Here is a 23,436-nt window from a genome sequence, read left to right on the forward strand (position 1 = left end):
GAATGATTGGTCTAGTCGGACGTAAAGTGGGTATGACCCGCATTTTTACCGAAGAAGGCGTTTCTATCCCTGTAACAGTTGTTGAGGTTGAAGCGAACCGTGTAACTCAAGTACGTACACTTGAAGCAGACGGTTATGCAGCAATCCAGGTAACTGCAGGCGAAAAGAAAGCTAGCCGTGTTTCTAAGCCAGAAGCTGGCCACTTTGCGAAAGCAGGTGTTGAAGCAGGTCGCGGTCTTTGGGAATTCCGTTTGGAAAACGGCGAAGAGTTCGCAGTTGGCGCTGAGCTAAACGTAGAACTATTCAACGACGTTAAAAAAAGTAGACGTTACTGGTACTTCTAAAGGTAAAGGCTTCCAAGGCGCTGTTAAGCGTTGGAACTTCTCTACTCAAGATGCTACTCACGGTAACTCTTTGTCTCACCGTGCTCCGGGTTCAATTGGTCAGTGCCAAACTCCAGGTCGCGTATTTAAAGGCAAAAAAATGGCAGGTCACATGGGTGCTGAGCGTGTAACGACTCAAAACCTAGAGATCGTACGTGTTGACGCTGAGCGCAATCTGCTTCTTATCAAAGGTGCAGTACCAGGCTCAACAGGCGGCAACGTGATCGTTAAACCAGCTATTAAAGCTTAACGTCTAGGAGTAAGTAATGGAATTGATGGTTAAAGGTGCTGATGCACTAACTGTTTCCGAGACTACTTTCGGACGTGACTTCAACGAAGCTCTAGTACACCAAGTAGTTGTTGCTTATGCAGCAGGTGCTCGTCAAGGTACTCGTGCTCAAAAGACTCGTTCTGAAGTATCTGGCGGTGGCGCTAAGCCATGGCGTCAAAAAGGTACTGGCCGTGCACGTGCTGGTACAATTCGTAGCCCAATCTGGCGTACAGGTGGTGTTACTTTTGCTGCGAAACCACAAGATCACAGCCAAAAAGTTAACAAGAAAATGTACCGCGGCGCTATGAAGAGCATTCTTTCTGAGCTAGTTCGTCAAGAGCGTCTAATCGTTGTTGATAACTTCTCTGTAGAAGCTCCAAAAACTAAAGAGCTTGTAGCTAAGCTTAAAGAGCTTGAGCTTACAGATGCGCTAATCGTGACTAGCGAAGTAGATGAGAATCTATTCCTAGCTGCTCGTAACCTATACAAAGTTGACGCACGTGACGTAGCTGGTATTGACCCAGTTTCTCTAATCGCGTTCGACAAAGTTGTTATTACTGCTGCTGCAGTTAAACAAGTTGAGGAGATGCTAGCATGATCACTGAAGAGCGTATCCTAAAAGTTCTACGTGCTCCGCACATCTCTGAAAAAGCAACTATGGCAGCTGAGAAAGCGAACACTATCGTTTTCAAAGTAGCTAAAGATGCAACTAAGAAAGAGATCAAAGCAGCTGTAGAAAAGCTATTTGAAGTTGAAGTTAAGACTGTAAATACTCTTGTTCTTAAGGGTAAGACTAAGCGTCAAGGTCTACGTCAAGGTCGCCGCAGCGACGTTAAGAAGGCGTATGTGACTCTGGCGGAAGGTCAAGATCTTGACTTCGTTGGCGGTGCGGAATAACAGGAGAGTTAAACAATGGCTATTGTTAAATGTAAGCCGACTTCCCCTGGTCGTCGTCACGTAGTTAAAGTTGTTAACGCTGACCTTCACAAAGGTAAGCCTTACGCTCCACTTCTAGAGAAAAACTCTAAGAACGGTGGTCGTAACAACAACGGTCGTATCACAGTACGTCACATTGGTGGTGGTCACAAGCATCACTACCGTTTGGTTGACTTCAAACGTACTAAAGATGGCATCCCAGCGAAAGTTGAGCGCCTAGAATACGATCCAAACCGTAGCGCAAACATCGCTCTAGTTCTGTACGCAGACGGTGAGCGTCGCTACATCATTGCACCAAAAGGCATCCAAGCGGGTGACTCTATCCAGTCTGGTGTTGATGCGCCTATCAAAGCAGGTAACACTCTGCCGATGCGCAACATCCCAGTAGGTTCTACAGTACACTGTGTTGAACTTAAGCCTGGTAAAGGTGCACAAATTGCTCGTTCTGCAGGTGCATACGCACAAATCATCGCTCGCGATGGTGCATATGTAACTCTACGCCTACGTTCTGGCGAAATGCGCAAAGTACTATCAGAAGGCCGTGCAACAATCGGTGAAGTTGGTAATGCTGAGCACATGCTACGTGAACTAGGTAAAGCTGGTGCTAGCCGCTGGCGCGGTGTTCGTCCAACCGTTCGCGGTGTGGTAATGAACCCGGTAGACCACCCACACGGTGGTGGTGAAGGTCGTACTTCTGGTGGCCGTCACCCAGTATCTCCTTGGGGTCAGCCAACTAAAGGCTTTAAGACTCGTAAGAACAAGCGCACTGACAAGTACATCGTACGTCGTCGTAACAAGTAATCTATAAAGAGGAATCGCCATGCCACGTTCTCTCAAGAAAGGTCCTTTTATTGACCTACACTTGCTGAAGAAGGTAGAGAAAGCGGTGGAAAGCGGAGACAAAAAGCCTGTTAAGACTTGGTCCCGTCGTTCAATGATCATCCCATCAATGATTGGTTTGACCATCGCTGTCCATAATGGTCGTCAGCACGTACCAGTTTTCGTTACCGAAGAAATGATCGGTCACAAACTGGGTGAATTTGCACCAACTCGCACTTACCGCGGCCACGCTGCGGATAAGAAAGCTAAGAAGAAATAAGGAGTAGATGATGGAAGCTATCGCTAAACATAACTTTGCTCGTATTTCTCCACAGAAAGCTCGCTTAGTTGCAGACCAAATCCGCGGTAAAAGCGTGGATCAAGCTCTTGAACTACTAACTTTCAGCAACAAAAAAGCTGCTGAACTAGTTAAGAAAGTTCTTGAATCAGCAATCGCGAATGCGGAACACAACGAAGGTGCAGATATCGACGATCTTTCAGTCGCAAAAATCTTCGTAGATGAAGGCCCTATCATGAAGCGTATTATGCCTCGTGCTAAAGGCCGTGCCGACCGTATCTTGAAGCGTTCTTGCCACATCACTGTTGTTGTTGCAGACGCTTAAGACTAGGAGATAAGCAATGGGTCAGAAAGTACATCCTAATGGTATTCGTCTTGGCATCGTTAAGCCTTGGAATGCTACATGGTTTGCTAACACCAAAGATTTCGCTGACAACCTAGACGGCGACTTCAAGGTACGTCAGTTCCTTACTAAGGAACTAGCAAAAGCGTCTCTTTCACGTATCGTTATCGAGCGTCCAGCTAAGAGCATCCGTGTGACTATTCACACTGCTCGTCCTGGCGTTGTTATCGGTAAGAAAGGTGAAGACGTTGAGAAGCTACGCGCAGCTGTAGCTAAAATCGCAGGTGTACCAGCGCAAATTAACATCGCTGAAGTACGTAAGCCTGAGCTAGACGGCCAACTTGTGGCTGATAGCATCGCGTCTCAACTTGAGCGTCGTGTTATGTTCCGTCGTGCTATGAAGCGTGCGGTACAAAATGCTATGCGTCTTGGCGCTAAAGGTATCAAAGTGGAAGTAAGTGGTCGTCTAGGCGGCGCTGAAATCGCACGTTCTGAGTGGTACCGTGAAGGCCGTGTGCCTCTACACACTCTACGTGCTGACATTGATTACGCAACTTCTTCGGCTCACACTCAATACGGTGTGATCGGCATTAAAGTTTGGATCTTCAAAGGTGAGATTCTAGGCGGTATGCCAGCAGCTAACGCTGTAGAGCCAAAAGGCGATAAGCCTAAGAAGCAGCGCAAAGGCCGTAAGTAAGGAGTCGACAGATGCTACAACCTAAACGTACTAAGTTCCGTAAGGTTCAGACTGGTCGCAACCGTGGTCTAGCTAAAGGTACAGACGTAAGCTTCGGCACATTCGGTCTTAAGGCTGTTGGTCGTGGTCGTCTTACTGCTCGTCAGATCGAAGCGGCTCGTCGTGCAATGACGCGTCACGTTAAGCGTCAAGGTAAAATCTGGATTCGTGTATTCCCAGACAAGCCTATCACAGAAAAACCACTAGAAGTTCGTCAAGGTAAGGGTAAAGGTAACGTTGAGTACTGGGTAGCCCAAATCCAACCTGGTAAGGTTATGTACGAAATGGACGGTGTACCTGAAGAGTTGGCACGTGAAGCGTTCCGCCTAGCGGCTCGCAAACTGCCGTTCAAAACTACATTTGTAACTAAGCAGGTGATGTGATGAAAGCACAAGATCTACGCGAAAAAAACGTTGAAGAGCTTAACGCTGAGCTTTTGAATTTGCTACGTGAACAGTTCAACTTGCGCATGCAAGCTGCTACTGGTCAGCTTCAGCAAACTCATACTCTAAAAGCTGTACGCCGTGATATCGCACGTGTGAAAACTGTTTTGACTGAGAAGGCAGGCGCATAATGAGCGAACAAATCCGTACTCAACTAGGTCGTGTAATTAGCAACAAAGGCGACAAGTCTATTGTTGTTGCAATCGAACGCATGGTTAAACACCCAATTTACGGTAAATTCGTAAAGCGTACGACTAAACTACACGCACATGACGAAAACAACGAGTGTGGCATTGGCGACACTGTTGAAGTTCGTGAGTGCCGTCCACTGTCTAAGACTAAGTCTTGGACTTTGGTAAGCATCGTAGAAAAAGCGAAAATTTAATCGTTTTTCTATAGCGAAATCAAGCGGCTCCAAATTATTTTTGGGGCCGCTTATTTTTTGTCTACCCAATCACAAAAAAGGGTGGTACAATTCGCGTCCCTTTAAAGAGGCAGCCCGACCCGAGAGGGTCTAGTTTTTAATATTTAGCGGAGCACTAACAATGATCCAAATGCAAAGTACACTTGACGCAGCAGATAACTCTGGCGCGCGCAAGGTAATGTGTATTAAGGTTCTGGGTGGCTCACACCGTCGTTACGCACACATCGGCGACATCATCAAAGTTACTGTGAAAGAAGCAATTCCTCGCGGTAAAGTTAAAAAAGGTGATGTTCTGAAGGCGGTAGTAGTTCGCACCCGTAAAGGCGTACGTCGTCCAGACGGTTCTGTCATTCGCTTCGACCGTAATGCTTGTGTATTGTTGAACGACACTACTGAGCAACCAGTCGGCACACGTATCTTTGGTCCAGTGACTCGTGAACTTCGTAACGCGAAATTCATGAAAATTGTTTCACTAGCACCTGAAGTACTGTAAGGAGCTATAAAATGGCAGCTAAAATCCGTCGTAATGACGAAGTAATCGTTCTTGCTGGTAAAGATAAAGGCAAGAAAGGTAAAGTAACTAAGGTTCTAGCAACTGGTAAAGTTATCGTTGAAGGTATCAACCTTGTTAAGAAGCACCAAAAGCCACAACCGGCTCTAGGTCAACAAGGTGGCATCGTTGAGCAAGAAGCAGCAATTGACGCTTCTAACGTTGCAATCTTTAACGCGGCTACTGGTAAAGCTGACCGCATCGGTTTCCGTATCGAAGATGGCAAGAAAGTTCGTTTCTTCAAGTCTAACGGCGAAACTGTTTCTAACTAATAGAAAGTAATTTGGAGTTCTACTATGGCGAAACTGCATGATTACTACAAGTCGTCTGTAGTTGCTGAATTGACCAAACAATTCAACTACTCAAGCGTCATGCAAGTCCCTAGGATTGAGAAAATCACCCTAAACATGGGCGTTGGTGAAGCAATCAACGATAAGAAACTGCTAGAAAACGCAGCAGCTGATATGGCAACGATCTCTGGTCAAAAGCCTCTTATCACTAAAGCGCGTAAATCTGTTGCAGGTTTCAAAATTCGTGAAGGCTACCCAATTGGTTGTAAAGTAACCTTGCGTGGCGAACGTATGTGGGAATTTTTAGAGCGTTTAATCTCTATCGCACTTCCACGTGTACGTGACTTCCGTGGCGTTAGCGCTAAGTCTTTTGACGGACGCGGTAACTACAGCATGGGCGTTCGCGAGCAAATCATCTTCCCGGAAATCGACTACGATAAAGTAGACCGTGTTCGTGGCCTAGACATCACTATTACGACGTCTGCTGCAAACGATGAGGAAGGCCGAGCTCTGCTGGCTGCCTTTAACTTCCCATTCCGTAAGTAAGGTGAAGGGTTACTGTTATGGCTAAACAATCAATGAAAGCGCGCGAAGCAAAACGCGCGAAGCTAGTAGCTAAGTTTGCTGAAAAGCGCTCAGCTCTAAAAGCTATCATCAGCGATGTAAACGCATCTGAAGAAGATCGTTGGAATGCAGTTCTTAAGCTGCAATCTCTTCCACGTGATTCAAGTGCATCACGTCAGCGCAACCGTTGTAACCAAACTGGTCGTCCACACGGTTACCTACGTAAGTTCGGTCTAAGCCGTATCAAAGTTCGTGAAGCTTGCATGAAAGGCGAGATTCCTGGACTTCGTAAGGCTAGCTGGTAATTGCCACTTAATCATTTGGAGTAAATCGTATGAGCATGCAAGATCCGATTTCGGATATGCTGACCCGCATTCGTAACGGTCAAGCAGCAAACAAAGTTGCTGTTAAAATGCCTTCTTCAAAGCTTAAAGTTGCAATTGCTGCACTACTGAAAGCTGAAGGTTACATCGTTGACTTCGCTGTTGAAGGCGAAGCAAAACCAGAGCTAGAAGTTACTCTTAAGTACTTCCAAGCGAAACCTGTAATTGAGCAAATCAAACGTGTTTCACGTCCTGGTCTGCGTGTCTACAAAAACAAAGACTCGCTACCAACTGTGATGGGCGGTTTGGGTATTGCTGTTGTTTCTACTTCCAAGGGTCTGATGTCAGACCGCGCTGCTCGTAAAGCAGGTCTTGGCGGTGAAATCATCTGTTACGTAGCTTAATAGGAGTAGATTATGTCTCGTGTTGCTAAGGCACCTGTCGCTATTCCAGCTGGCGTAGAGGTGAAACTTAACGGTCAAGAAGTGACTGTTAAAGGCGCTAAAGGCGAACTAACTCGCGTTCTAAACAACGCTGTAGTTATTGCGCAAGAAGAGAACAACCTTACTTTCGGTCCTCGCGACGGTGTTGCTAACGCATGGGCACAGGCAGGTACTGCACGTGCACTAGTTAACAACATGGTTGTTGGTGTTACTGAAGGCTTTACTAAGAAGCTAACTCTTAAAGGTGTTGGTTACCGTGCTGCTATCAAAGGCAACGCTGTAGGTCTAACACTAGGCTTCTCTCACCCAGTTGAGCACGAGTTGCCAGCGGGTATTAAAGCTGAATGTCCAAGCCAAACTGAGATCATCATTACTGGTTGTGATAAGCAACTAGTAGGTCAAGTTGCAGCTGACATTCGTTCTTACCGTGAGCCTGAGCCTTACAAAGGTAAAGGTGTTCGTTACGCAGATGAAAATGTGCGTACTAAAGAAGCTAAGAAGAAGTAAGGTAACACTATGGATAAGAAAGCATCTCGCATCCGTCGTGCTACACGTGCACGTCGTAAGATTGCAGAACTGGGTGCAACTCGCCTAGTAGTACACCGTACTCCTCGTCACGTTTACGCTCAAGTAATCGCAGCGAACGGCTCTGAAGTAATCGCAGCCGCTTCTACGGTAGAAAAAGCAATTCGTGAAGAAGTTAAGAGTACTGGTAACATCGATGCAGCTAAAGCAGTAGGTAAAGCTGTTGCTGAGCGCGCGCTTGAAAAAGGCGTATCTGCTGTTGCATTCGATCGTTCTGGTTTCCAATACCACGGTCGAGTAGCGGCGCTAGCAGAATCTGCTCGCGAAGCTGGTCTGAAATTCTAAGGTAGGGTTGGAAGATGGCTAAAGAACAACAACAAGCTAGTGATTTGCAAGAAAAGCTAATCGCCGTTAACCGTGTTTCTAAGACGGTTAAAGGTGGTCGAATCATGAGCTTCACTGCACTAACAGTAGTTGGTGACGGTAACGGTCGTGTAGGTTTCGGTTACGGCAAAGCTCGTGAAGTACCTGCTGCGATTCAAAAAGCAATGGAAAAAGCACGTCGTAACATGACTACGATCGCGCTTAACGAAGGCACTCTTCACCACCCGGTGAAAGGTCGCCACTCTGGCTCTAAAGTTTACATGCAGCCAGCAGCAGAAGGTACGGGTGTTATCGCAGGTGGTGCGATGCGTGCAGTACTAGAAGTTGCAGGTGTACACAACGTACTATCTAAAGCATACGGTTCTACGAACCCTATCAACATCGTTCGTGCAACGATCGACGCTCTAGGTAGCATGAAGTCACCAGAAATGGTTGCTGCTAAACGTGGTCTAACTGTTGAATCTATTTCGGAGTAAGAACACCATGGCAACTATCAAAGTAACTCAAACTAAGAGCTCAATTGGTCGCCTACCTAAGCACAAAGCGTGTCTTAAAGGTCTTGGCCTTCGTAAAATCAACCACACAGTAGAACTTGAAGATACTCCGTGCGTTCGCGGTATGATCAACAAGGTTTACTACATGGTTAAAGTTGAGGAGTAATCAGAATGCGTTTGAATACTCTATCACCGGCTGCGGGTTCTAAGCCTTCTAAGAAGCGCGTAGGTCGTGGTATCGGTTCTGGCCTAGGTAAAACTGGTGGCCGTGGTCACAAAGGTCAAAAATCACGTTCTGGCGGCAGTGTTCGTCCAGGTTTTGAAGGCGGTCAAATGCCTTTGAAACAGCGTCTACCTAAGTTCGGTTTCACTTCTCGTAAGAGCCTAGTGTCTGCTGAAGTTCGTCTAGCTGAGCTAGCGAAAGTAACTGGTGACGTTGTTGACCTAAACAGCCTTAAAGCAGCTAACGTTATCACTAAGAACATCGAATTTGTTAAAGTTGTTCTTTCAGGTGAAATCAACAAAGCTGTGACTGTTAAAGGTCTACGCGTGACTAAAGGCGCTAAAGCTGCAATCGAAGCTGCAGGCGGTAAAATCGAGGAATAATCTCGAGGGATGAGGTACAGATGGCTAAGAAACCAGGACAAGATTTTAGTAGTGCAAAGAATGGCTTAAACGAACTTAAGTCTAGACTTTTATTCGTGATAGGCGCACTTTTAGTGTTCCGTGCCGGCTCTTTTGTGCCGATCCCTGGTATTGACGCAGCTGTACTTGCCGATTTGTTCGAACAGCAAAAAGGTACCATCGTAGAAATGTTTAACATGTTCTCCGGTGGTGCATTAGAGCGTGCATCTATTTTAGCACTGGGCATCATGCCGTATATTTCGGCGTCGATTGTTGTCCAGTTGCTAACGGTAGTTCATCCAGCGTTAGCCGAGCTCAAGAAAGAGGGTGAGGCAGGGCGTCGTAAGATTAGCCAATATACGCGTTATGGTACGCTTGTACTTGCAACATTCCAGGCAATAGGTATCGCAACTGGCCTTCCAAACATGGTCAATAATCTGGTCGTTATCGACCAAACCATGTTTACGCTAATTGCAACCGTAAGTTTAGTAACTGGTACCATGTTCCTAATGTGGTTAGGTGAACAAATTACAGAGCGTGGAATTGGTAATGGTATTTCCATTCTAATTTTTGCAGGTATTGTTGCTGGATTGCCTTCGGCAATCGGTCAAACAATCGAGCAAGCGCGTCAAGGTGAACTGCACGTACTTCTTCTGTTGTTGATTGCTGTACTTGCTTTCGCTGTGATTTACTTTGTGGTGTTTATGGAACGTGGTCAACGTCGTATCGTCGTTAACTACGCTAAGCGCCAACAAGGCCGTAAGGTTTTCGCAGCACAAAGCACACACCTACCGTTGAAAATCAACATGGCAGGTGTTATTCCAGCAATCTTTGCTTCAAGCATTATCCTGTTCCCAGGAACACTGGCTCAGTGGTTTGGTCAGAATGGTGAGAGCAGCGCGTTCGGTTGGTTAACTGACGTGTCATTGGCTCTTAGCCCAGGTCAACCGTTGTATGTAATGCTTTATGCAGCAGCGATTATTTTCTTCTGTTTCTTCTACACGGCTCTTGTTTTCAATCCGCGTGAAACAGCAGATAACTTGAAGAAGTCAGGTGCATTCGTACCCGGCATCCGCCCAGGTGAGCAGACAGCGAAATACATCGATAAAGTAATGACTAGACTAACCCTAGCGGGTGCTCTATATATTACCTTTATCTGTCTGATTCCCGAGTTCATGATGGTCGCGTGGAACGTACGTTTCTACTTCGGCGGTACTTCACTACTTATCGTAGTGGTAGTAATTATGGACTTTATGGCACAGGTACAGACTCATCTGATGTCACAACAGTATGATTCTGTGTTGAAGAAAGCAAATCTGAAAGGTTACGGCCGTTAATTCGGCGGTAGTCTCAGATTTCATCTACGGAGTTTAGCAATGAAAGTTCGTGCTTCCGTTAAAAAAATCTGCCGTAACTGTAAAGTTATCAAGCGCAACGGTGTTGTGCGTGTTATCTGTAGCAGTGAGCCAAAGCACAAGCAGCGCCAAGGCTAATTAAGCAGAAATTTTTACTTGAAATATAAGGTATGGTCGAGTATATTCCTCGGCCTACCTTTTGCGTGCAAAAGAAGTAGCACTCCGCAGCGTATCCATAACGGGCTTTGCTGCGGCTATTCTTTTTAAGAAACACTAGGAGTGAATAATGGCCCGTATAGCAGGCATTAACATTCCTGATCAAAAACACGCTGTAATCGCACTAACTGCGATCTACGGCATCGGTAAAACTCGCTCTCAAGCTATCCTAGCTGAAGTGGGTATTGCTGAAGATGTTAAGATCAGTGAACTAACTGAAGAGCAGATCGATCAACTGCGTGATGGTGTAGCTAAGTACACTGTAGAAGGTGATCTACGTCGTGAAGTATCAATGAACATCAAGCGTCTTATGGACCTTGGCTGTTACCGTGGTCTTCGTCATCGTCGCAGTCTACCACTACGTGGACAGCGTACTAAAACCAACGCTCGCACCCGTAAGGGTCCGCGTAAGCCGATCAAGAAATAATCGGGAAGGTAGAGTACAATGGCTAAACAACCAACTCGCGCTCGTAAGCGCGTACGCAAGCAAGTTGCAGATGGCGTTGCGCACATCCATGCTTCTTTCAATAACACAATCGTAACCATTACTGACCGTCAAGGTAACGCTCTTGCATGGGCTACTGCAGGTGGTTCAGGTTTCCGTGGTTCTCGTAAGTCTACTCCGTTCGCTGCACAGGTTGCTGCTGAGCGTTGTGCTGAAATGGCTAAAGAATACGGTCTAAAGAACTTGGAAGTTATGGTTAAGGGTCCAGGTCCAGGTCGCGAATCTACTGTTCGTGCACTGAACGCTGCTGGTTTCCGCATCACGAACATCGTTGACGCGACACCAATCCCTCATAACGGTTGTCGTCCACCTAAGAAACGTCGCGTATAACGTTTCTAGGATAATTGGAGAAGAATCATGGCAAGATATTTGGGTCCTAAGCTGAAGCTTAGCCGTCGCGAAGGTACAGACTTATTCCTTAAGTCAGGTGTACGCGCGATCGATACCAAGTGTAAAATCGATAACGCACCAGGTGTACACGGCGCTCGTCGCGGTCGTCTATCTGAGTATGGCGTTCAGCTTCGTGAGAAGCAAAAAGTTCGTCGTATCTACGGCGTTCTAGAAAAACAATTCCGTAACTACTACAAAGAAGCAGCTCGCCTTAAAGGCAACACTGGTGAAAACCTACTTCAGCTTCTTGAAGGTCGTCTAGATAACGTAGTTTACCGCATGGGCTTTGGTGCAACTCGCGCAGAAGCACGTCAGCTAGTTAGCCACAAAGCTATCCTAGTTAACGGTAATGTTGTAAACGTTCCTTCATTCAAAATTACGGCTAACGACGTTGTTTCTATCCGCGAGAAAGCTAAACAGCAAGCTCGTATTAAAGCGGCTCTAGAAGTTGCTGAACAACGCGAAAAACCAACTTGGATTGAAGTAGATGCTGGCAAGATGGAAGGTACATTCAAGCGTATGCCTGAGCGTTCAGATCTATCTGCTGACATTAACGAACACTTGATCGTCGAGCTTTACTCTAAGTAAGGTTTAAACTAAAGAGAGGACACAATGCAGGGTTCTGTAACAGAATTTCTTAAGCCACGTCTTGTTGACATCGAACAAGTTAGCACGACACACGCAAAAGTAACTCTTGAGCCATTAGAGCGTGGCTTTGGTCACACTCTAGGTAATGCGCTTCGCCGTATTTTGCTTTCGTCAATGCCAGGTTGTGCAGTGACTGAAGTTGAAATCGAAGGCGTTCTGCACGAGTACAGCACTAAAGAAGGTGTACAAGAAGATATCCTTGAGATTCTTCTTAACCTGAAAGGTCTTGCTGTTCGCGTTGCTGAAGGCAAAGACGAAGTGTTTATTACACTAAACAAATCAGGCTCAGGCCCTGTTGTTGCAGGTGACATCACCCATGATGGTGATGTAGAGATCGCTAACCCAGAACACGTTATTTGTCACCTAACGGATGACAACGCTGAGATTTCTATGCGAATCAAAGTTGAACGTGGTCGTGGTTATGTTCCAGCTTCAGCTCGTATCCATACTGAAGAAGATGAGCGTCCAATCGGTCGTTTGCTAGTTGACGCAACTTACAGCCCAGTAGACAAAATTGCCTACGCTGTAGAAGCGGCACGTGTTGAGCAACGTACTGACCTAGACAAGCTCGTTATCGATATGGAAACGAACGGTACTCTAGAACCTGAGGAAGCTATCCGTCGCGCAGCTACTATTCTAGCTGAGCAATTGGATGCATTCGTAGATCTTCGTGATGTACGTGTTCCTGAGGAGAAGGAAGAGAAGCCGGAGTTCGATCCTATTCTACTGCGTCCTGTAGACGATCTTGAACTAACAGTTCGCTCTGCTAACTGTCTAAAAGCAGAAGCGATTCACTACATCGGTGATCTTGTACAGCGTACTGAGGTTGAGCTACTTAAAACGCCAAACCTTGGTAAAAAATCTCTTACTGAGATTAAAGACGTACTTGCATCACGTGGTCTGTCTCTGGGCATGCGCCTAGAAAACTGGCCACCAGCGTCTATCGCTGAAGATTAATCGATACTAGTTAGAAGGATTAGGTCATGCGCCATCGTAAGAGTGGTCGTCAACTCAACCGCAACAGCAGCCATCGCAAAGCGATGTTCAGCAATATGGCTAGCTCTCTTGTACGTCATGAAGTAATCAAGACTACATTGCCTAAAGCAAAAGAGCTACGTCGCGTAGTTGAGCCTTTGATTACACTAGCTAAGACTGACAGTGTTGCTAACCGTCGTCTAGCATTTGCACGTACTCGTGATAACGAAGTAGTTGCGAAACTATTCAACGAACTAGGTCCACGTTTTGCTGCTCGTCAGGGCGGTTACACTCGTATCCTAAAAGCTGGCTTCCGTGCTGGCGATAAAGCTCCAATGGCTTACATTGAGCTAGTTGATCGCCCAGAAGCATCTGAAGAAGCTGCTGCTGAGTAATCAGTAAAGTTCGTAGAACTAAAAAAGCCGAGCATTTATGCTCGGCTTTTTGCTATCTGAAACTCGTGTTCTTAATCTGCGATGACGGCTGTGATTCTTTTTACTGCCACAAGGAAGTCAGAGAATCCATCAACCCAGAGCTCGCTCCTTGCGAACCAAGATAATCCAACACAATTGGCGCGAACTCAGAGATCATTGAAGGATCGAGACCCACTGAAGAGAATGCGCTCTTAACACTGTCCATATCCTGTATTGAAGATAAAAAGGCCGCTGCTAGTCAGCGAATCCATACCAGGAATAAGAGAGCTGAGTTCACTCTGCTGCTCAGAACTCAAAGAGCTTTGCGCAAGTGACAGCAGTGCACCAACACCCGTTGTAGCTTGTTCTGGCGAGATAGATAGGTCGTTTACCAGGTCATTGACGACTGGTGAGTCTTTTGCTTCCATCATAGAGTTTGCACTAGATAGTAAGCTATTTGCATCGTCTGCGGATACACCAGAGAGGTTAAGTGCAGCGTGGGTTGGAACTGAAATTAATAGTGCCGTAGAAAGGGCTAGAAATGTTCTCATGATACCGTCCATTTTATTGTCTACCCGTTAAGATTAGACAATAAAAAAGCAGTGACGAGTCACTGCTTTTAAAAATAGCGTATCAGAGCTGAGATTAAGCGATGATGTCTAGTAGCTCAACTTCGAATACTAGTGCTGCAAACGGAGGAATTGCTGCGCCTGCGCCACGTTCACCGTAAGCTAGGTCTTGAGGGATGTATAGTTTCCACTTAGAACCTACAGGCATTAGTTGAAGTGCTTCAACCCAACCTTTAATTACGCCAGTTACAGGGAACTCAGCTGGTTGACCGCGAGATACAGAGCTGTCGAATACAGTACCGTCTGTTAGTTCACCGTGGTAGTGAACACGTACAGTTTTGTCTGCAGATGGGATTTCGCCAGTACCTTCAGTGATAACTTCGTATTGAAGACCAGACTCAAGAACTGTTACTTCTGGGCGAAGTGCGTTGTCTTTTAGGAACGCTTCACCGTCAGCTGCTGCAGCTTTTGCTGCTTCTTGACGAACTGCTTCTGCGCGAGTGTGTAGCTCTTGCAGTGCGTTGTTGATTTCGTCGATTTCGATTTCTGGCATGTCACCAGTAAGTGCAGTTGCAATGCCTTTAGCGATTGCGTCTACGTTTAGACCTTCAAGGCCGCTACCTGCAAGCTGTTGGCCCATTTGCAGACCAATACCATAGCTTGCTTTCTGTTCTACAGTTTCTAATTTCACGTCAGACATGACGGTCTCTCTTGCTATTCGAATGAAGACGAAAGAATACCAGTTCTGGCTACAAACCGAAACGCTCTAACTAACTTTTACCAATTAATTCGCATTCGTTGTTAAACTTGTGACATTAGGCGGTTATAAAATAGGACACCTGCGATTTTTCTATACTCTGAACGCAGGTTTTCTTAAACTGAGACGGTTGTGTAGTAGGAGACAAATGGGAATGAATCGTCGTCACCGTAAAAAAGCAAAAAAGTTGACCACGTTCAAGTGCTGAAAGATAAGTGGCAAGCGCTCGACTTCTCTCGCCTTAAGAAGATTGAAACCTCTCGACTGTCCGAAATTCGAGATAAGGCAAAAGGACTTTGGACTCAATTACCGCGCCTGCACCGAAGAATTTTGAGCGTCCTTGTCCCAATTGTCATCGTACTTTTGTTTCTGCCGAGTCAAAAAGCAGATGCACCTCAGGTAACGCCAGCAAATCAGCGTGTCGCAGTGAGCGTCAATACCGCCTCACTAAGTGAACAGCCTTCCCAAGCCAACGTAGAAGAGTTGGTGGAGACGGATTGGAGAGAGTACACCGTTAAAAAGGGTGACACGCTAGCACGCGTCTTTCGAACCAATCAGTTACCTATGGCGGATTTAAACGCCCTTGCCCGCATAGAAGGCAGTGACAAGCCACTCAGCCGGATTAAACAAGGTCAGTTGATACGCTTTAAGTTCAACCAAGAGGGGAGCCTAGATATTTTGCAGATAGAGCGGGGCGACCAATCGATCATGTTCTTCCGTCTCTCTGATGGAGGCTTTGGCCGCAGTAAATAGAATGGATGCAAAAGGGGCGAATTCGCCCCTTTATTATTTCAATAACCTCATATCAATATGTGGAATGTCGTCTTCTAGATACTCTTCTGAGCAGACACTGAAGCCATGTTTGGAATAGTAATCCTGCAGATGCGACTGCGCGCCAATCTGGATGCTCTCATTCGGCCACAGGCGTTCACACTCGCGTTTCGCCTCTACCAGCAAGTCATGCCCTAATCCGCCACCTCGATGGGTCTGCTTGGTTGCTACACGCCCTATGCTGACTTGGTCGTAAGTCGTCCCTTTGGGTAGCAAGCGGGCACAAGCTATCAGTTCATTGTCTTCATAACCCAGTAAGTGATGTACACCTTCTGCTTGGTCTTTGTTATCCAGTTCTGGATAAGGACAGGTTTGCTCAACCACAAATACGTCGACACGCAGTTTGAGCAACTCATACAGTTCTATGGTAGTGAGCTCAGAGAAAGTTTTAGTCTTCCAGATTGTCATGATTCATTTCTCTTTTTAACGGTCTAAAGCGAACATTTATTTATAGCTGTAGACTAAACCGAGTCCAATAAAAAAGCCACGCATACAGCGTGGCTAGTTTCTCTTAGATTTCGGTTACTTCTTCAAGTCGATTTGGTATACCGCAAAGCCCACGTCATCGGTCGCGACCTTCTTCATTGGGTATTGACCCTTGTCATTGATGAATTGTGCCGCTTTGTCTGATGGTGAGGTTTCGAATCGAACATCTAGCGCGACGTCTGTCGTAATTGGTGCAAACGACCAGTTGTTGTCTGCACTTGGCGTTACTTCACCCTTCTCTTTGCTCACTTTGGAGATGTAGTTCGCTACAATAGAACGGTTTTCATCTGGAGAGTCAAAAGCGATAAAGTCGTTACCTGTACCTGGGAACTTGTTGCTGTAGGCACGGTAGTTGTTTGTCGCAATAATAAAGGTTTGCTTCATATCAATAGGCTTACCTTGATAGGTCAGGCCGACGATACGCTCGCTGTTCTCGTTTAGTAGCTTACAGTCACCGTCATAGCGTGCTGGTTGTGTCACATCGATTTGGTATTCAACACCATCCATGACGTCGAAGTTATAGGTACGGAAACCATCCCAGTCGATCAATGCCTGAGGCTTATCTGAGTTTGCATCGACTTGTTTAAACTGTCCTGCCGAGCACTCTAGCCACTCTTTTACTTCTTTACCCGTGACTTTCAGTGCCACAAGCGTGTTCGGGTACAGATACAAGTCCGCCGCGTTACGGAATGTTAGCTGGCCTGATTCAACCTCGGTAAAGTTTGCAGGGTCGTTTTTGCGACCGCCCGCTTTAAAAGGTGCGGCAGCAGAAAGAACAGGTAGACCATCAAGATCTGGATCGCCTTGAATCATAGTTTCAACGTAGTCTTTCTGTGCAAGGTTTACGATTTGAACGGTAGGGTCGTCCTGAACAAGTGCCAAGAAGCTGTACATGACGTCGTTAGCTTTGCCGATAGGTTGGTTCACGAAGTCACGCGTCGCACTGTGATCGCCCTTCACTGCATCTACGATGCCTTTGTCTGCTTCAGCGAGAGATTTCTTGTTAACAGCATCGAAAATAGGGCGAGCCTCTGTTTGCGCATCAGCGACTTTCCAGCTGTCGCCATCTTGTTCTAGTACCAGATCCATGACACCGACGTGGCTGCCCCAGCGGCCCGGCATCACAGCGGCTACGCCATTGATGGTGCCTTTTTCGTTATCGACGCCTTGGATGTTATCAAATCCTTTACCCGGGAAGACGGCGTGAGAGTGACCAAATGCGATTGCGTCGATCCCCTCAACTTCAGACAAGTAATATGTTGAGTTTTCAGCACCTGCTTTGTATGGATCGCTAGAGACACCAGAGTGTGGGATCGCGACGATAATATCCGCACCTTCTTTTTTCATCTGAGGAACGAGCTTCTCAGCCGTTTCTTTGATGTCTTCTGCAAACACTTTACCCTCTAGGTTCTTTTTATCCCAGACCATGATTTGAGGTGGTACAAAGCCAATGTAACCGACTTTAACGTCGTGCATGTTTCCGTCGGTATCTTTAAATGTGTGAGTCTTGATTAGGTAAGGCTTGAAATAGTGCTCTCCCGTTTTTTTGTCAAAAACGTTAGCGCTAATGTACGGAAAGTTTGCTCCCTCAATTGTGGTGTTGAGGAACTCGAGTCCATAGTTGAACTCGTGGTTACCAATATTACCAACATCATAATCCAGTTGGTTCATTGCCTTATAAACTGGATGGATCTCGCCAGGCTTAATGCCTTTCGATGCCATGTAGTCGCCCATAGGGCTACCCTGAATGAGGTCACCGTTATCGACTAAAACACTGTTGATGACTTCGCCACGAGCTTCTTTAACCAAAGTAGCAGCACGAGTCAGACCGATTTTTTGAGACGGTTTATCTTTGTAGTAGTCATAGTCCATGACGTTAGTATGAATATCGGTTGTTTCGATAATTCGAAGTTTGATCTCGTCTGCCATCGCTGGGCCTGCCATCGTAAGCATGCCGCCTAGAACAGCGATAGAAATAGGTTTGACTGCCACTTTCATCTTCATATCCTTCACATTAGAGGGTGATTCAAAAACTTGCCAAGTGTATCAATTTGTTATGTAAGAAATGTTTCTAGCTACTTAAAAATGTGATCTGTGATTAATGCCTGTTGAGGTTCTGATAGGCGTATCCCAGCTTTATCTTTAAGACTAGAATCGATTCAGGTTTTAGATATCAAATGCGTTCAAATTTTGAACTCAATCGCTAAGAAAATGATTCCTTTAGTGACTTTTGGAATAAAAAATGAAATTTTAGAATTTCAAGTAATATAGGCGAGTGGTCATAATGCCATCATTCGATAAGCGAAGGATTGTCATTATGAACCCAACTACAACTAACCAGCCGGGCAAGGTAGCCACTCCAACGCTGGTTAGCAGCCAAGATAAGCCGAAGCTCCCTAAGTCTCTGCTCAGCAAAGGTGAGGTAGCCCTTATTGGTGCAGGGCCCGGTGATCCTGAACTTCTCACTCTTAAAGCCTTAAACCTACTGCAGCAAGCCGATGTTGTTCTTTACGACTACCTTGTGTCTGAAGAAATTATGGCTCTCGTTCCGGATAGTACTATCTTAGTCTGTGTTGGCAAACGAGCTGGTCACCACAGCGTGCCTCAAGAAAAAACCAATCAGCTTCTTGTGGAATTTGCCGAGAGCGGTCACAAGGTTGTGCGCATCAAAGGCGGCGATCCATTTGTGTTTGGCCGTGGTGGCGAAGAGCTACAGGTATTAGCTGAAGCCGGTATCCGATTCCAAGTCGTCCCTGGTATTACCGCGGCAGCGGGTGCAACAGCATACGCAGGCATACCTCTAACGCACCGTGATTACGCGCAGTCGGCGCTGTTTGTCACCGGTCACCTAAAACCTGATAGCGACGATATGGATTGGTCCACGCTAGCTCGTGGCAACCAGACCTTAGTTATCTATATGGGGTTGATGAAATCAGAATACATTCAATCTCAGCTAATTAAGCATGGTCGCAGTCAAAATGTGCCTGTCGCAATTATCGAGCGTGGGACACAAGCAACCCAAAAGGTGCTTCGCGGCACACTTGCAACATTACCTGACATGGCAAAAGAGGCTCAATCACCATCGCTCATTGTGGTTGGTGAGGTGGTGTCTTTGGCCGATGAACTCTCTTGGTTTGGTAAAGGAAGTACAACACCAAGCCAAGTTGAAGCATTACAAAGTATTAGGGCTTAAACCAAAGCGTAAAGCCTGTTTTCATTCTAAATCAGTCGTGTGTTGGCCAAGTCACGTCAACATGAACAAAGGAAGCACAACTCATGGACCAAGAAAGACTCACACACCTTAAACAGCTGGAAGCGGAAAGCATCCATATTATCCGCGAGGTCGCGGCGGAATTTGATAATCCCGTCATGATGTACTCCATCGGTAAAGACTCTTCGGTGATGCTGCACCTAGCGCGCAAAGCGTTTTATCCAGGCAAAATCCCATTCCCATTGCTGCATGTCGATACAGACTGGAAGTTCAAAGAGATGATTGAATTTCGCGACCGTACAGCAAAGAACTACGGATTCGAGCTTTTGGTGCACAAGAACCCAGAAGGTCTGGCTATGGGATGTAGCCCATTTGTGCACGGTTCATCGAAACACACTGACATTATGAAGACCCAAGGTCTCAAGCAGGCGCTTAACAAATATGGTTTTGATGCCGCATTTGGTGGTGCACGTCGCGATGAAGAGAAATCTCGTGCTAAAGAGCGTGTTTACTCATTCCGCGACAAAAACCATACATGGGATCCAAAGAACCAGCGTCCAGAGCTTTGGAAAACGTACAACGGCCAAATTAACAAGGGAGAAAGCATCCGTGTTTTCCCTCTGTCTAACTGGACTGAACTCGATATCTGGCAATACATCCTGCTAGAAGGCATTGAAATCGTTCCACTATACCTTGCGGCGCCTCGCCCTGTAGTAGAGCGCGATGGCATGTTGATCATGGTGGATGACGAGCGCATGGAGATCGGCCCGGATGAAAAGGTTGAGCATAAGAGCGTGCGCTTTAGAACACTCGGCTGTTATCCGTTAACCGGTGCTATCGAATCGGAAGCCACCACGCTCACGGGAATTATCGAAGAAATGCTCGTTGCAACGTCTAGTGAGCGACAAGGACGAGCGATCGACCACGATCAGTCAGGATCGATGGAGCTTAAGAAACGTCAGGGATACTTTTAAGGATCGAAGGAACAGATTATGAACAGCGCAGTAGAAGCACAACTTGCCGAACTCGGTATTGAAGGTTACCTGAGTCAGCACCAGTACAAATCGTTACTCCGATTCCTAACGTGTGGCTCAGTGGATGATGGCAAAAGTACCTTAATTGGACGCTTGCTCCACGACTCAAAGCAAATTTATGAAGATCAGCTAGCGGCCGTACACTCTGACAGCCAACGTGTGGGTACCACAGGTGAAAAGCCAGACTTGGCATTGCTGGTAGATGGCTTGCAGGCAGAGCGTGAACAAGGGATCACGATTGACGTAGCATATCGCTACTTCTCGACCCAGAAACGTAAGTTCATCATTGCCGATACACCAGGGCACGAGCAGTACACGCGTAACATGGCTACAGGTGCATCGACCTGTGATCTCGCGGTGATCTTAATTGATGCACGTAAAGGTGTACTTGACCAAACTCGTCGTCACTCGTTTATTTCCAGCCTTCTTGGTCTTAAACACTTTATTGTCGCCGTAAACAAAATGGACTTGGTTGATTATTCACAGCAGCGCTATGAAGAAATCCGTGATGAGTACCTAACATTCTCGGAAAACCTAGGCAAAGACATCGACATTCAAATGATCCCGATCTCTGCGCTTGAGGGTGACAATGTGGTGGATCTCAGTGACAAGATGAGCTGGTACCAAGGCGAACCTTTGCTCGACTTGCTTGAGAAAGTAGATATCGACCAAGGCAAACAGCAAGGCGAATTCCGTTTCCCTGTGCAGTACGTCAACCGTCCAAATCTCGATTTCCGAGGTTTTGCTGGCACGATTGGCTCTGGTGAGATCCGCGTTGGTGATGAAATCAAGGCGCTACCTTCAGGCAAAACGTCCAAGGTAGAGCGCATTGTGACGTTCGATGGTGACTTGCCTCGTGCATTCGCCGGTCAAGCTGTGACACTAACGCTGACGGATGAGATTGATATCAGTCGTGGCGATCTCATTGTTAAGCAAGAGTCGCGAGTCGCATCATCGAATCGCTTGCTTGCCGATGTGGTTTGGATGACAGATGAACCGCTAGCTGCTGGTCGCAGTTATGACATCAAGATTGCTGGTAAGAAAACCCAAGGACAACTAGACGCGATTCGTCATCAGTACGATATCAACTCGCTCAAGTCTTTTGAGTCAGAGTCATTGCCACTGAACGGTATTGGTTTATGTGAGTGGTCACTTACTGAAGCAGTGGCAGTGGATAGTTATGACTCGGTTCAAGATACGGGCGGCTTTATCGTGATTGATCGTTTGACTAATGTGACGGTCGGTGCAGGTCTGGTTCGTGAAGCTCTGGCTGAGGAGCAGCGTTCACCACAAGAGCGCATGGGAGCATTCGAGAAAGAACTGAAAGCGCTCATCATGAAGCACTTCCCAGAGTGGGACGCAAAAATATAACCGCAACAAAGAAAGGGCTCGAGTGTTCAACTGAGCCCAATGATACAACGCAGCGACGCAGTGAATAAGGAACGAGGTCATGTGGGAACAAGGAGTGGTGCTAGCTTTGCTGATGTCTATCATCACGTGCTTGATAGCAACCCAGATTAAACCGAGCCTTATTTTCGCGGGTGCTGCGTTTTTGGCGTTTATTGCGGGCATGATAGACATCAATGCGGTTGCCGGTAACTTTACCAATTCATCGCTATTGACCTTGGTGCTACTGATCCTGTCGTCGGCAGCCTTGGAGAAAACACGCCTTATTAGTTGGGTGAGCCGCTCGATTGCCACGGGGCGTTTGGGCGCGGTGGTCGCGAAACTCGGCATATCAACCGCACTACTTTCTTCGTTCACCAATAATACGGCTGTTGTGGTCTCACTTATTGGTGCGATAAAACGTAACCAACGTCACGCTCCTTCGAAGCTTCTGATTCCACTGTCTTATGCAGCAATTTTAGGCGGTACTCTAACCTTAATTGGTACCTCGACCAACCTGATTATCAACAGCTTTGTTGAAGACGTGGGTTTGCCAAGCCTAGGATTCTTCGAGCCTACTTGGATTGGTTTGAGCGTGCTTGTCGGTGGCGTTTTGGTGCTTATTCCACTGAGCTATTTACTGCCAAACTATGACGATACTAACCAAGACGATTTACCCTACTTCTTGGAAGCGAGAGTCGAGCCTGGTTCACCGCTAGTTGGGCGCAGCATCGCTGAAAATAATTTAAGAGCACTACGTAAGCTGTTCTTAGCAGAAGTGGTACGAGGCGGCGAGACGCTGGCGTCAGTCGGACCTGATTTTGTCCTTGAGGCGAAAGACCGACTGCTGTTTTGTGGTGATGTAGAGAGTGTTGCGACTCTGCAAGAAATCACTGGTTTAACCTTCTTTGGTCAGCATCACTTAAATGGCCAGAACTTACTGGAAGTCGTTGTTAGCTCATCTGCGACGTTTTGTAATACCACGCTAAAGTCGAGTCAATTTCGTGATCGTTTTGACGCGGTTGTCGTTGCGGTTCGCCGGGGACATGAACGTCTTGAAGGCGGATTGGGCAATATCATTTTGCAAGCAGGCGATACGCTTGTGTTGGCTCCAGGTAAGCGTTTTGAATCGCTTCGCCGCCAACATCGTAAAGAATTTGTCTTGGTCAACGACCTGGACTCGAGCGCGAAACTCGATCTCGCCAAGTCTAGCTATGTTTTGCTTGGGTTTGTCGCTGTGATTGCGTTAGCACTTACTAACATTTTACCCATCATCAAAGGTTTAGCTCTGTACCTCATTGCCGTTTTGGCGTTTGGTATTGTGAACCTTGGCGAGCTTCGCCGCCGTTTTCCTACGGATATCGTGGTGATTGTTGGCTCTGCACTCTCTATTGCGCAGCTGATGATTTCGACCGGTCTCTCAGAGCGTATGGGGGATATGTTCATCGAGATGTTCAACGGTTGGGGAGTATTTGGAGCGTTAGTGGCTACTTACTTAGTGACGCTTTTACTGACCGAGCTGGTGACCAATAATGCGGCTGCCGCACTCGCGTTTCCGATTGGATACAGTATGTCTGTCGCCTATGGTGTCGATCCTATGCCATTTATCATGGCGGTGTTGTTTGGCGCGAGCGCGAGCTTTGTTTCCCCTTATGGGTATCAAACCAACCTATTGGTGTATAGCGTTGGAAACTATCAACTTAAAGATTACATGCGGATTGGCATTCCCATCTCTATCGTTTACTCGGTACTGGTGTTGGCCTTGATCCCATACTTTTTTCCCTTTTAACGGCGTTACCTAAGGACGAGT

The 23,436-nt window shown here is 46.6% G+C and carries 35 protein-coding genes and 2 pseudogenes; 32 read left to right on the forward strand and 5 right to left on the reverse strand.

Annotated features, from left to right (window positions below):
- Positions 1-2: 2 nt before the first annotated feature.
- The 27 genes and pseudogenes from rplC to rplQ all read left to right on the forward strand — a co-directional run bounded on the left by rplC (position 3) and on the right by rplQ (position 13,334).
- A pseudogene (gene rplC / locus AC6I8Y_RS01555) lies at positions 3-633 on the forward strand (50S ribosomal protein L3).
- 16 nt (positions 634-649) lie between these two features.
- Positions 650-1,252, forward strand: coding sequence for a 50S ribosomal protein L4 (gene rplD, locus AC6I8Y_RS01560; RefSeq protein ID WP_042478663.1), 603 nt, complete (start codon positions 650-652; stop codon positions 1,250-1,252).
- A complete protein-coding gene (rplW, locus tag AC6I8Y_RS01565) occupies positions 1,249-1,551 on the forward strand; it encodes a 50S ribosomal protein L23 (protein WP_042478664.1) in 303 nt (100 codons plus the stop codon). The genes rplD and rplW overlap by 4 nt, the downstream gene beginning before the upstream one ends.
- A gap of 15 nt (positions 1,552-1,566) precedes the next feature.
- Positions 1,567-2,391 (forward strand): 50S ribosomal protein L2, encoded by an 825-nt coding sequence (gene rplB, locus AC6I8Y_RS01570; protein WP_042478666.1) that lies wholly within the window; start codon positions 1,567-1,569, stop codon positions 2,389-2,391.
- Between the two features lie 19 nt (positions 2,392-2,410).
- On the forward strand, positions 2,411-2,689 hold the full coding sequence (gene rpsS / locus AC6I8Y_RS01575) for a 30S ribosomal protein S19 (protein ID WP_031495622.1): 279 nt from the start codon (positions 2,411-2,413) through the stop codon (positions 2,687-2,689).
- 10 nt (positions 2,690-2,699) lie between these two features.
- Positions 2,700-3,032 (forward strand): 50S ribosomal protein L22, encoded by a 333-nt coding sequence (rplV, locus tag AC6I8Y_RS01580; RefSeq protein WP_042478670.1) that lies wholly within the window; start codon positions 2,700-2,702, stop codon positions 3,030-3,032.
- Positions 3,033-3,048: 16 nt separating this feature from the next.
- Positions 3,049-3,747 carry a 30S ribosomal protein S3 gene (rpsC, locus tag AC6I8Y_RS01585; protein WP_112481252.1) on the forward strand — a complete coding sequence of 233 codons (699 nt, stop codon included), beginning with the start codon at positions 3,049-3,051 and terminating at the stop codon, positions 3,745-3,747.
- An 11-nt stretch (positions 3,748-3,758) separates the two neighbouring features.
- Positions 3,759-4,169: a 50S ribosomal protein L16 gene (gene rplP, locus AC6I8Y_RS01590; RefSeq protein WP_006075723.1), complete on the forward strand. Its 411-nt coding sequence runs from the start codon at positions 3,759-3,761 to the stop codon at positions 4,167-4,169.
- Positions 4,169-4,360 (forward strand): 50S ribosomal protein L29, encoded by a 192-nt coding sequence (rpmC, locus tag AC6I8Y_RS01595; RefSeq protein ID WP_004736737.1) that lies wholly within the window; start codon positions 4,169-4,171, stop codon positions 4,358-4,360. The genes rplP and rpmC overlap by 1 nt, the downstream gene beginning before the upstream one ends.
- Positions 4,360-4,614 carry a 30S ribosomal protein S17 gene (gene rpsQ, locus AC6I8Y_RS01600; RefSeq protein ID WP_042478674.1) on the forward strand — a complete coding sequence of 85 codons (255 nt, stop codon included), beginning with the start codon at positions 4,360-4,362 and terminating at the stop codon, positions 4,612-4,614. Before rpmC ends, rpsQ begins: the two co-directional genes overlap by 1 nt.
- A gap of 160 nt (positions 4,615-4,774) precedes the next feature.
- On the forward strand, positions 4,775-5,146 hold the full coding sequence (gene rplN / locus AC6I8Y_RS01605) for a 50S ribosomal protein L14 (RefSeq protein ID WP_006075569.1): 372 nt from the start codon (positions 4,775-4,777) through the stop codon (positions 5,144-5,146).
- 11 nt (positions 5,147-5,157) lie between these two features.
- A complete protein-coding gene (gene rplX, locus AC6I8Y_RS01610; RefSeq protein ID WP_042478676.1) occupies positions 5,158-5,475 on the forward strand; it encodes a 50S ribosomal protein L24 in 318 nt (105 codons plus the stop codon).
- Positions 5,476-5,499: 24 nt separating this feature from the next.
- Positions 5,500-6,039 (forward strand): 50S ribosomal protein L5, encoded by a 540-nt coding sequence (gene rplE, locus AC6I8Y_RS01615; RefSeq protein ID WP_006075572.1) that lies wholly within the window; start codon positions 5,500-5,502, stop codon positions 6,037-6,039.
- Positions 6,040-6,056: 17 nt separating this feature from the next.
- Positions 6,057-6,362 carry a 30S ribosomal protein S14 gene (gene rpsN, locus AC6I8Y_RS01620; RefSeq protein WP_004398460.1) on the forward strand — a complete coding sequence of 102 codons (306 nt, stop codon included), beginning with the start codon at positions 6,057-6,059 and terminating at the stop codon, positions 6,360-6,362.
- 29 nt (positions 6,363-6,391) lie between these two features.
- Positions 6,392-6,784, forward strand: a complete 393-nt coding sequence (gene rpsH / locus AC6I8Y_RS01625) for a 30S ribosomal protein S8 (RefSeq protein WP_006075574.1) — start codon at positions 6,392-6,394, stop codon at positions 6,782-6,784.
- A gap of 12 nt (positions 6,785-6,796) precedes the next feature.
- Entirely contained in the window at positions 6,797-7,330 is a 534-nt protein-coding gene (gene rplF, locus AC6I8Y_RS01630; RefSeq protein WP_042478679.1) for a 50S ribosomal protein L6, read from the forward strand.
- Between the two features lie 9 nt (positions 7,331-7,339).
- A complete protein-coding gene (rplR, locus tag AC6I8Y_RS01635) occupies positions 7,340-7,693 on the forward strand; it encodes a 50S ribosomal protein L18 (RefSeq protein WP_038228845.1) in 354 nt (117 codons plus the stop codon).
- Positions 7,694-7,707: 14 nt separating this feature from the next.
- Positions 7,708-8,208, forward strand: coding sequence for a 30S ribosomal protein S5 (gene rpsE, locus AC6I8Y_RS01640; protein WP_042478682.1), 501 nt, complete (start codon positions 7,708-7,710; stop codon positions 8,206-8,208).
- Between the two features lie 7 nt (positions 8,209-8,215).
- Positions 8,216-8,392: a 50S ribosomal protein L30 gene (gene rpmD / locus AC6I8Y_RS01645; RefSeq protein WP_004410429.1), complete on the forward strand. Its 177-nt coding sequence runs from the start codon at positions 8,216-8,218 to the stop codon at positions 8,390-8,392.
- Positions 8,393-8,397: 5 nt separating this feature from the next.
- Positions 8,398-8,832, forward strand: coding sequence for a 50S ribosomal protein L15 (rplO, locus tag AC6I8Y_RS01650; protein ID WP_021712509.1), 435 nt, complete (start codon positions 8,398-8,400; stop codon positions 8,830-8,832).
- 20 nt (positions 8,833-8,852) lie between these two features.
- Complete coding sequence (gene secY / locus AC6I8Y_RS01655) at positions 8,853-10,187, forward strand: preprotein translocase subunit SecY (RefSeq protein WP_234494643.1); 1,335 nt, start codon at positions 8,853-8,855, stop codon at positions 10,185-10,187.
- A 39-nt stretch (positions 10,188-10,226) separates the two neighbouring features.
- Complete coding sequence (gene rpmJ, locus AC6I8Y_RS01660; RefSeq protein ID WP_042478686.1) at positions 10,227-10,343, forward strand: 50S ribosomal protein L36; 117 nt, start codon at positions 10,227-10,229, stop codon at positions 10,341-10,343.
- 148 nt (positions 10,344-10,491) lie between these two features.
- The gene (gene rpsM / locus AC6I8Y_RS01665) at positions 10,492-10,848 is read left to right on the forward strand and encodes a 30S ribosomal protein S13 (RefSeq protein ID WP_005450559.1); all 357 of its coding nucleotides are present in this window, start codon (positions 10,492-10,494) and stop codon (positions 10,846-10,848) included.
- 18 nt (positions 10,849-10,866) lie between these two features.
- The gene (gene rpsK / locus AC6I8Y_RS01670; RefSeq protein WP_001118870.1) at positions 10,867-11,256 is read left to right on the forward strand and encodes a 30S ribosomal protein S11; all 390 of its coding nucleotides are present in this window, start codon (positions 10,867-10,869) and stop codon (positions 11,254-11,256) included.
- A gap of 27 nt (positions 11,257-11,283) precedes the next feature.
- Positions 11,284-11,904 carry a 30S ribosomal protein S4 gene (gene rpsD, locus AC6I8Y_RS01675; protein ID WP_042478689.1) on the forward strand — a complete coding sequence of 207 codons (621 nt, stop codon included), beginning with the start codon at positions 11,284-11,286 and terminating at the stop codon, positions 11,902-11,904.
- 24 nt (positions 11,905-11,928) lie between these two features.
- Positions 11,929-12,921 carry a DNA-directed RNA polymerase subunit alpha gene (locus AC6I8Y_RS01680; RefSeq protein WP_042478691.1) on the forward strand — a complete coding sequence of 331 codons (993 nt, stop codon included), beginning with the start codon at positions 11,929-11,931 and terminating at the stop codon, positions 12,919-12,921.
- A gap of 26 nt (positions 12,922-12,947) precedes the next feature.
- Positions 12,948-13,334, forward strand: a complete 387-nt coding sequence (rplQ, locus tag AC6I8Y_RS01685) for a 50S ribosomal protein L17 (protein WP_031493230.1) — start codon at positions 12,948-12,950, stop codon at positions 13,332-13,334.
- Between the two features lie 100 nt (positions 13,335-13,434).
- On the opposite strand, the gene AC6I8Y_RS01690 is transcribed toward rplQ, so the two are convergent.
- The 3 genes from AC6I8Y_RS01690 to bamJ all read right to left on the reverse strand — a co-directional run bounded on the left by AC6I8Y_RS01690 (position 13,435) and on the right by bamJ (position 14,621).
- Positions 13,435-13,578, reverse strand: coding sequence for a DUF2780 domain-containing protein (locus tag AC6I8Y_RS01690; protein ID WP_498020668.1), 144 nt, complete (start codon positions 13,576-13,578; stop codon positions 13,435-13,437).
- Entirely contained in the window at positions 13,565-13,903 is a 339-nt protein-coding gene (locus AC6I8Y_RS01695) for a DUF2780 domain-containing protein (protein ID WP_498020669.1), read from the reverse strand. Before AC6I8Y_RS01695 ends, AC6I8Y_RS01690 begins: the two co-directional genes overlap by 14 nt.
- 94 nt (positions 13,904-13,997) lie before the next feature.
- Positions 13,998-14,621 (reverse strand): BamJ family beta-barrel-assembly machinery protein, encoded by a 624-nt coding sequence (gene bamJ / locus AC6I8Y_RS01700; protein ID WP_042478697.1) that lies wholly within the window; start codon positions 14,619-14,621, stop codon positions 13,998-14,000.
- A 211-nt stretch (positions 14,622-14,832) separates the two neighbouring features.
- Between bamJ and AC6I8Y_RS01705 the strand changes: the two are divergent.
- Positions 14,833-15,431 (forward strand): annotated as a pseudogene (locus AC6I8Y_RS01705) (LysM-like peptidoglycan-binding domain-containing protein).
- Positions 15,432-15,464: 33 nt separating this feature from the next.
- Here the strand turns inward: AC6I8Y_RS01705 and AC6I8Y_RS01710 are convergent.
- Together AC6I8Y_RS01710 and cpdB are read right to left on the reverse strand one after the other, a co-directional pair.
- Positions 15,465-15,917, reverse strand: a complete 453-nt coding sequence (locus AC6I8Y_RS01710) for a GNAT family N-acetyltransferase (RefSeq protein WP_394154608.1) — start codon at positions 15,915-15,917, stop codon at positions 15,465-15,467.
- A gap of 114 nt (positions 15,918-16,031) precedes the next feature.
- On the reverse strand, positions 16,032-17,993 hold the full coding sequence (cpdB, locus tag AC6I8Y_RS01715; RefSeq protein WP_394154610.1) for a 2',3'-cyclic-nucleotide 2'-phosphodiesterase: 1,962 nt from the start codon (positions 17,991-17,993) through the stop codon (positions 16,032-16,034).
- Positions 17,994-18,279: 286 nt separating this feature from the next.
- On the opposite strand from cpdB, the gene cobA reads away from it, so the two are divergent.
- The 4 genes from cobA (at position 18,280) to AC6I8Y_RS01735 (ending at position 23,415) form a co-directional block, all read left to right on the forward strand.
- The gene (cobA, locus tag AC6I8Y_RS01720; protein WP_498020670.1) at positions 18,280-19,188 is read left to right on the forward strand and encodes a uroporphyrinogen-III C-methyltransferase; all 909 of its coding nucleotides are present in this window, start codon (positions 18,280-18,282) and stop codon (positions 19,186-19,188) included.
- A gap of 83 nt (positions 19,189-19,271) precedes the next feature.
- Positions 19,272-20,180, forward strand: coding sequence for a sulfate adenylyltransferase subunit CysD (cysD, locus tag AC6I8Y_RS01725; RefSeq protein ID WP_498020671.1), 909 nt, complete (start codon positions 19,272-19,274; stop codon positions 20,178-20,180).
- Positions 20,181-20,198: 18 nt separating this feature from the next.
- Positions 20,199-21,611: a sulfate adenylyltransferase subunit CysN gene (gene cysN, locus AC6I8Y_RS01730; protein WP_234494637.1), complete on the forward strand. Its 1,413-nt coding sequence runs from the start codon at positions 20,199-20,201 to the stop codon at positions 21,609-21,611.
- 79 nt (positions 21,612-21,690) lie between these two features.
- Positions 21,691-23,415 carry an SLC13 family permease gene (locus AC6I8Y_RS01735; RefSeq protein WP_498020672.1) on the forward strand — a complete coding sequence of 575 codons (1,725 nt, stop codon included), beginning with the start codon at positions 21,691-21,693 and terminating at the stop codon, positions 23,413-23,415.
- Positions 23,416-23,436 lie beyond the last annotated feature (21 nt).

Source organism: Vibrio sp. KUL78 (assembly GCF_059725505.1).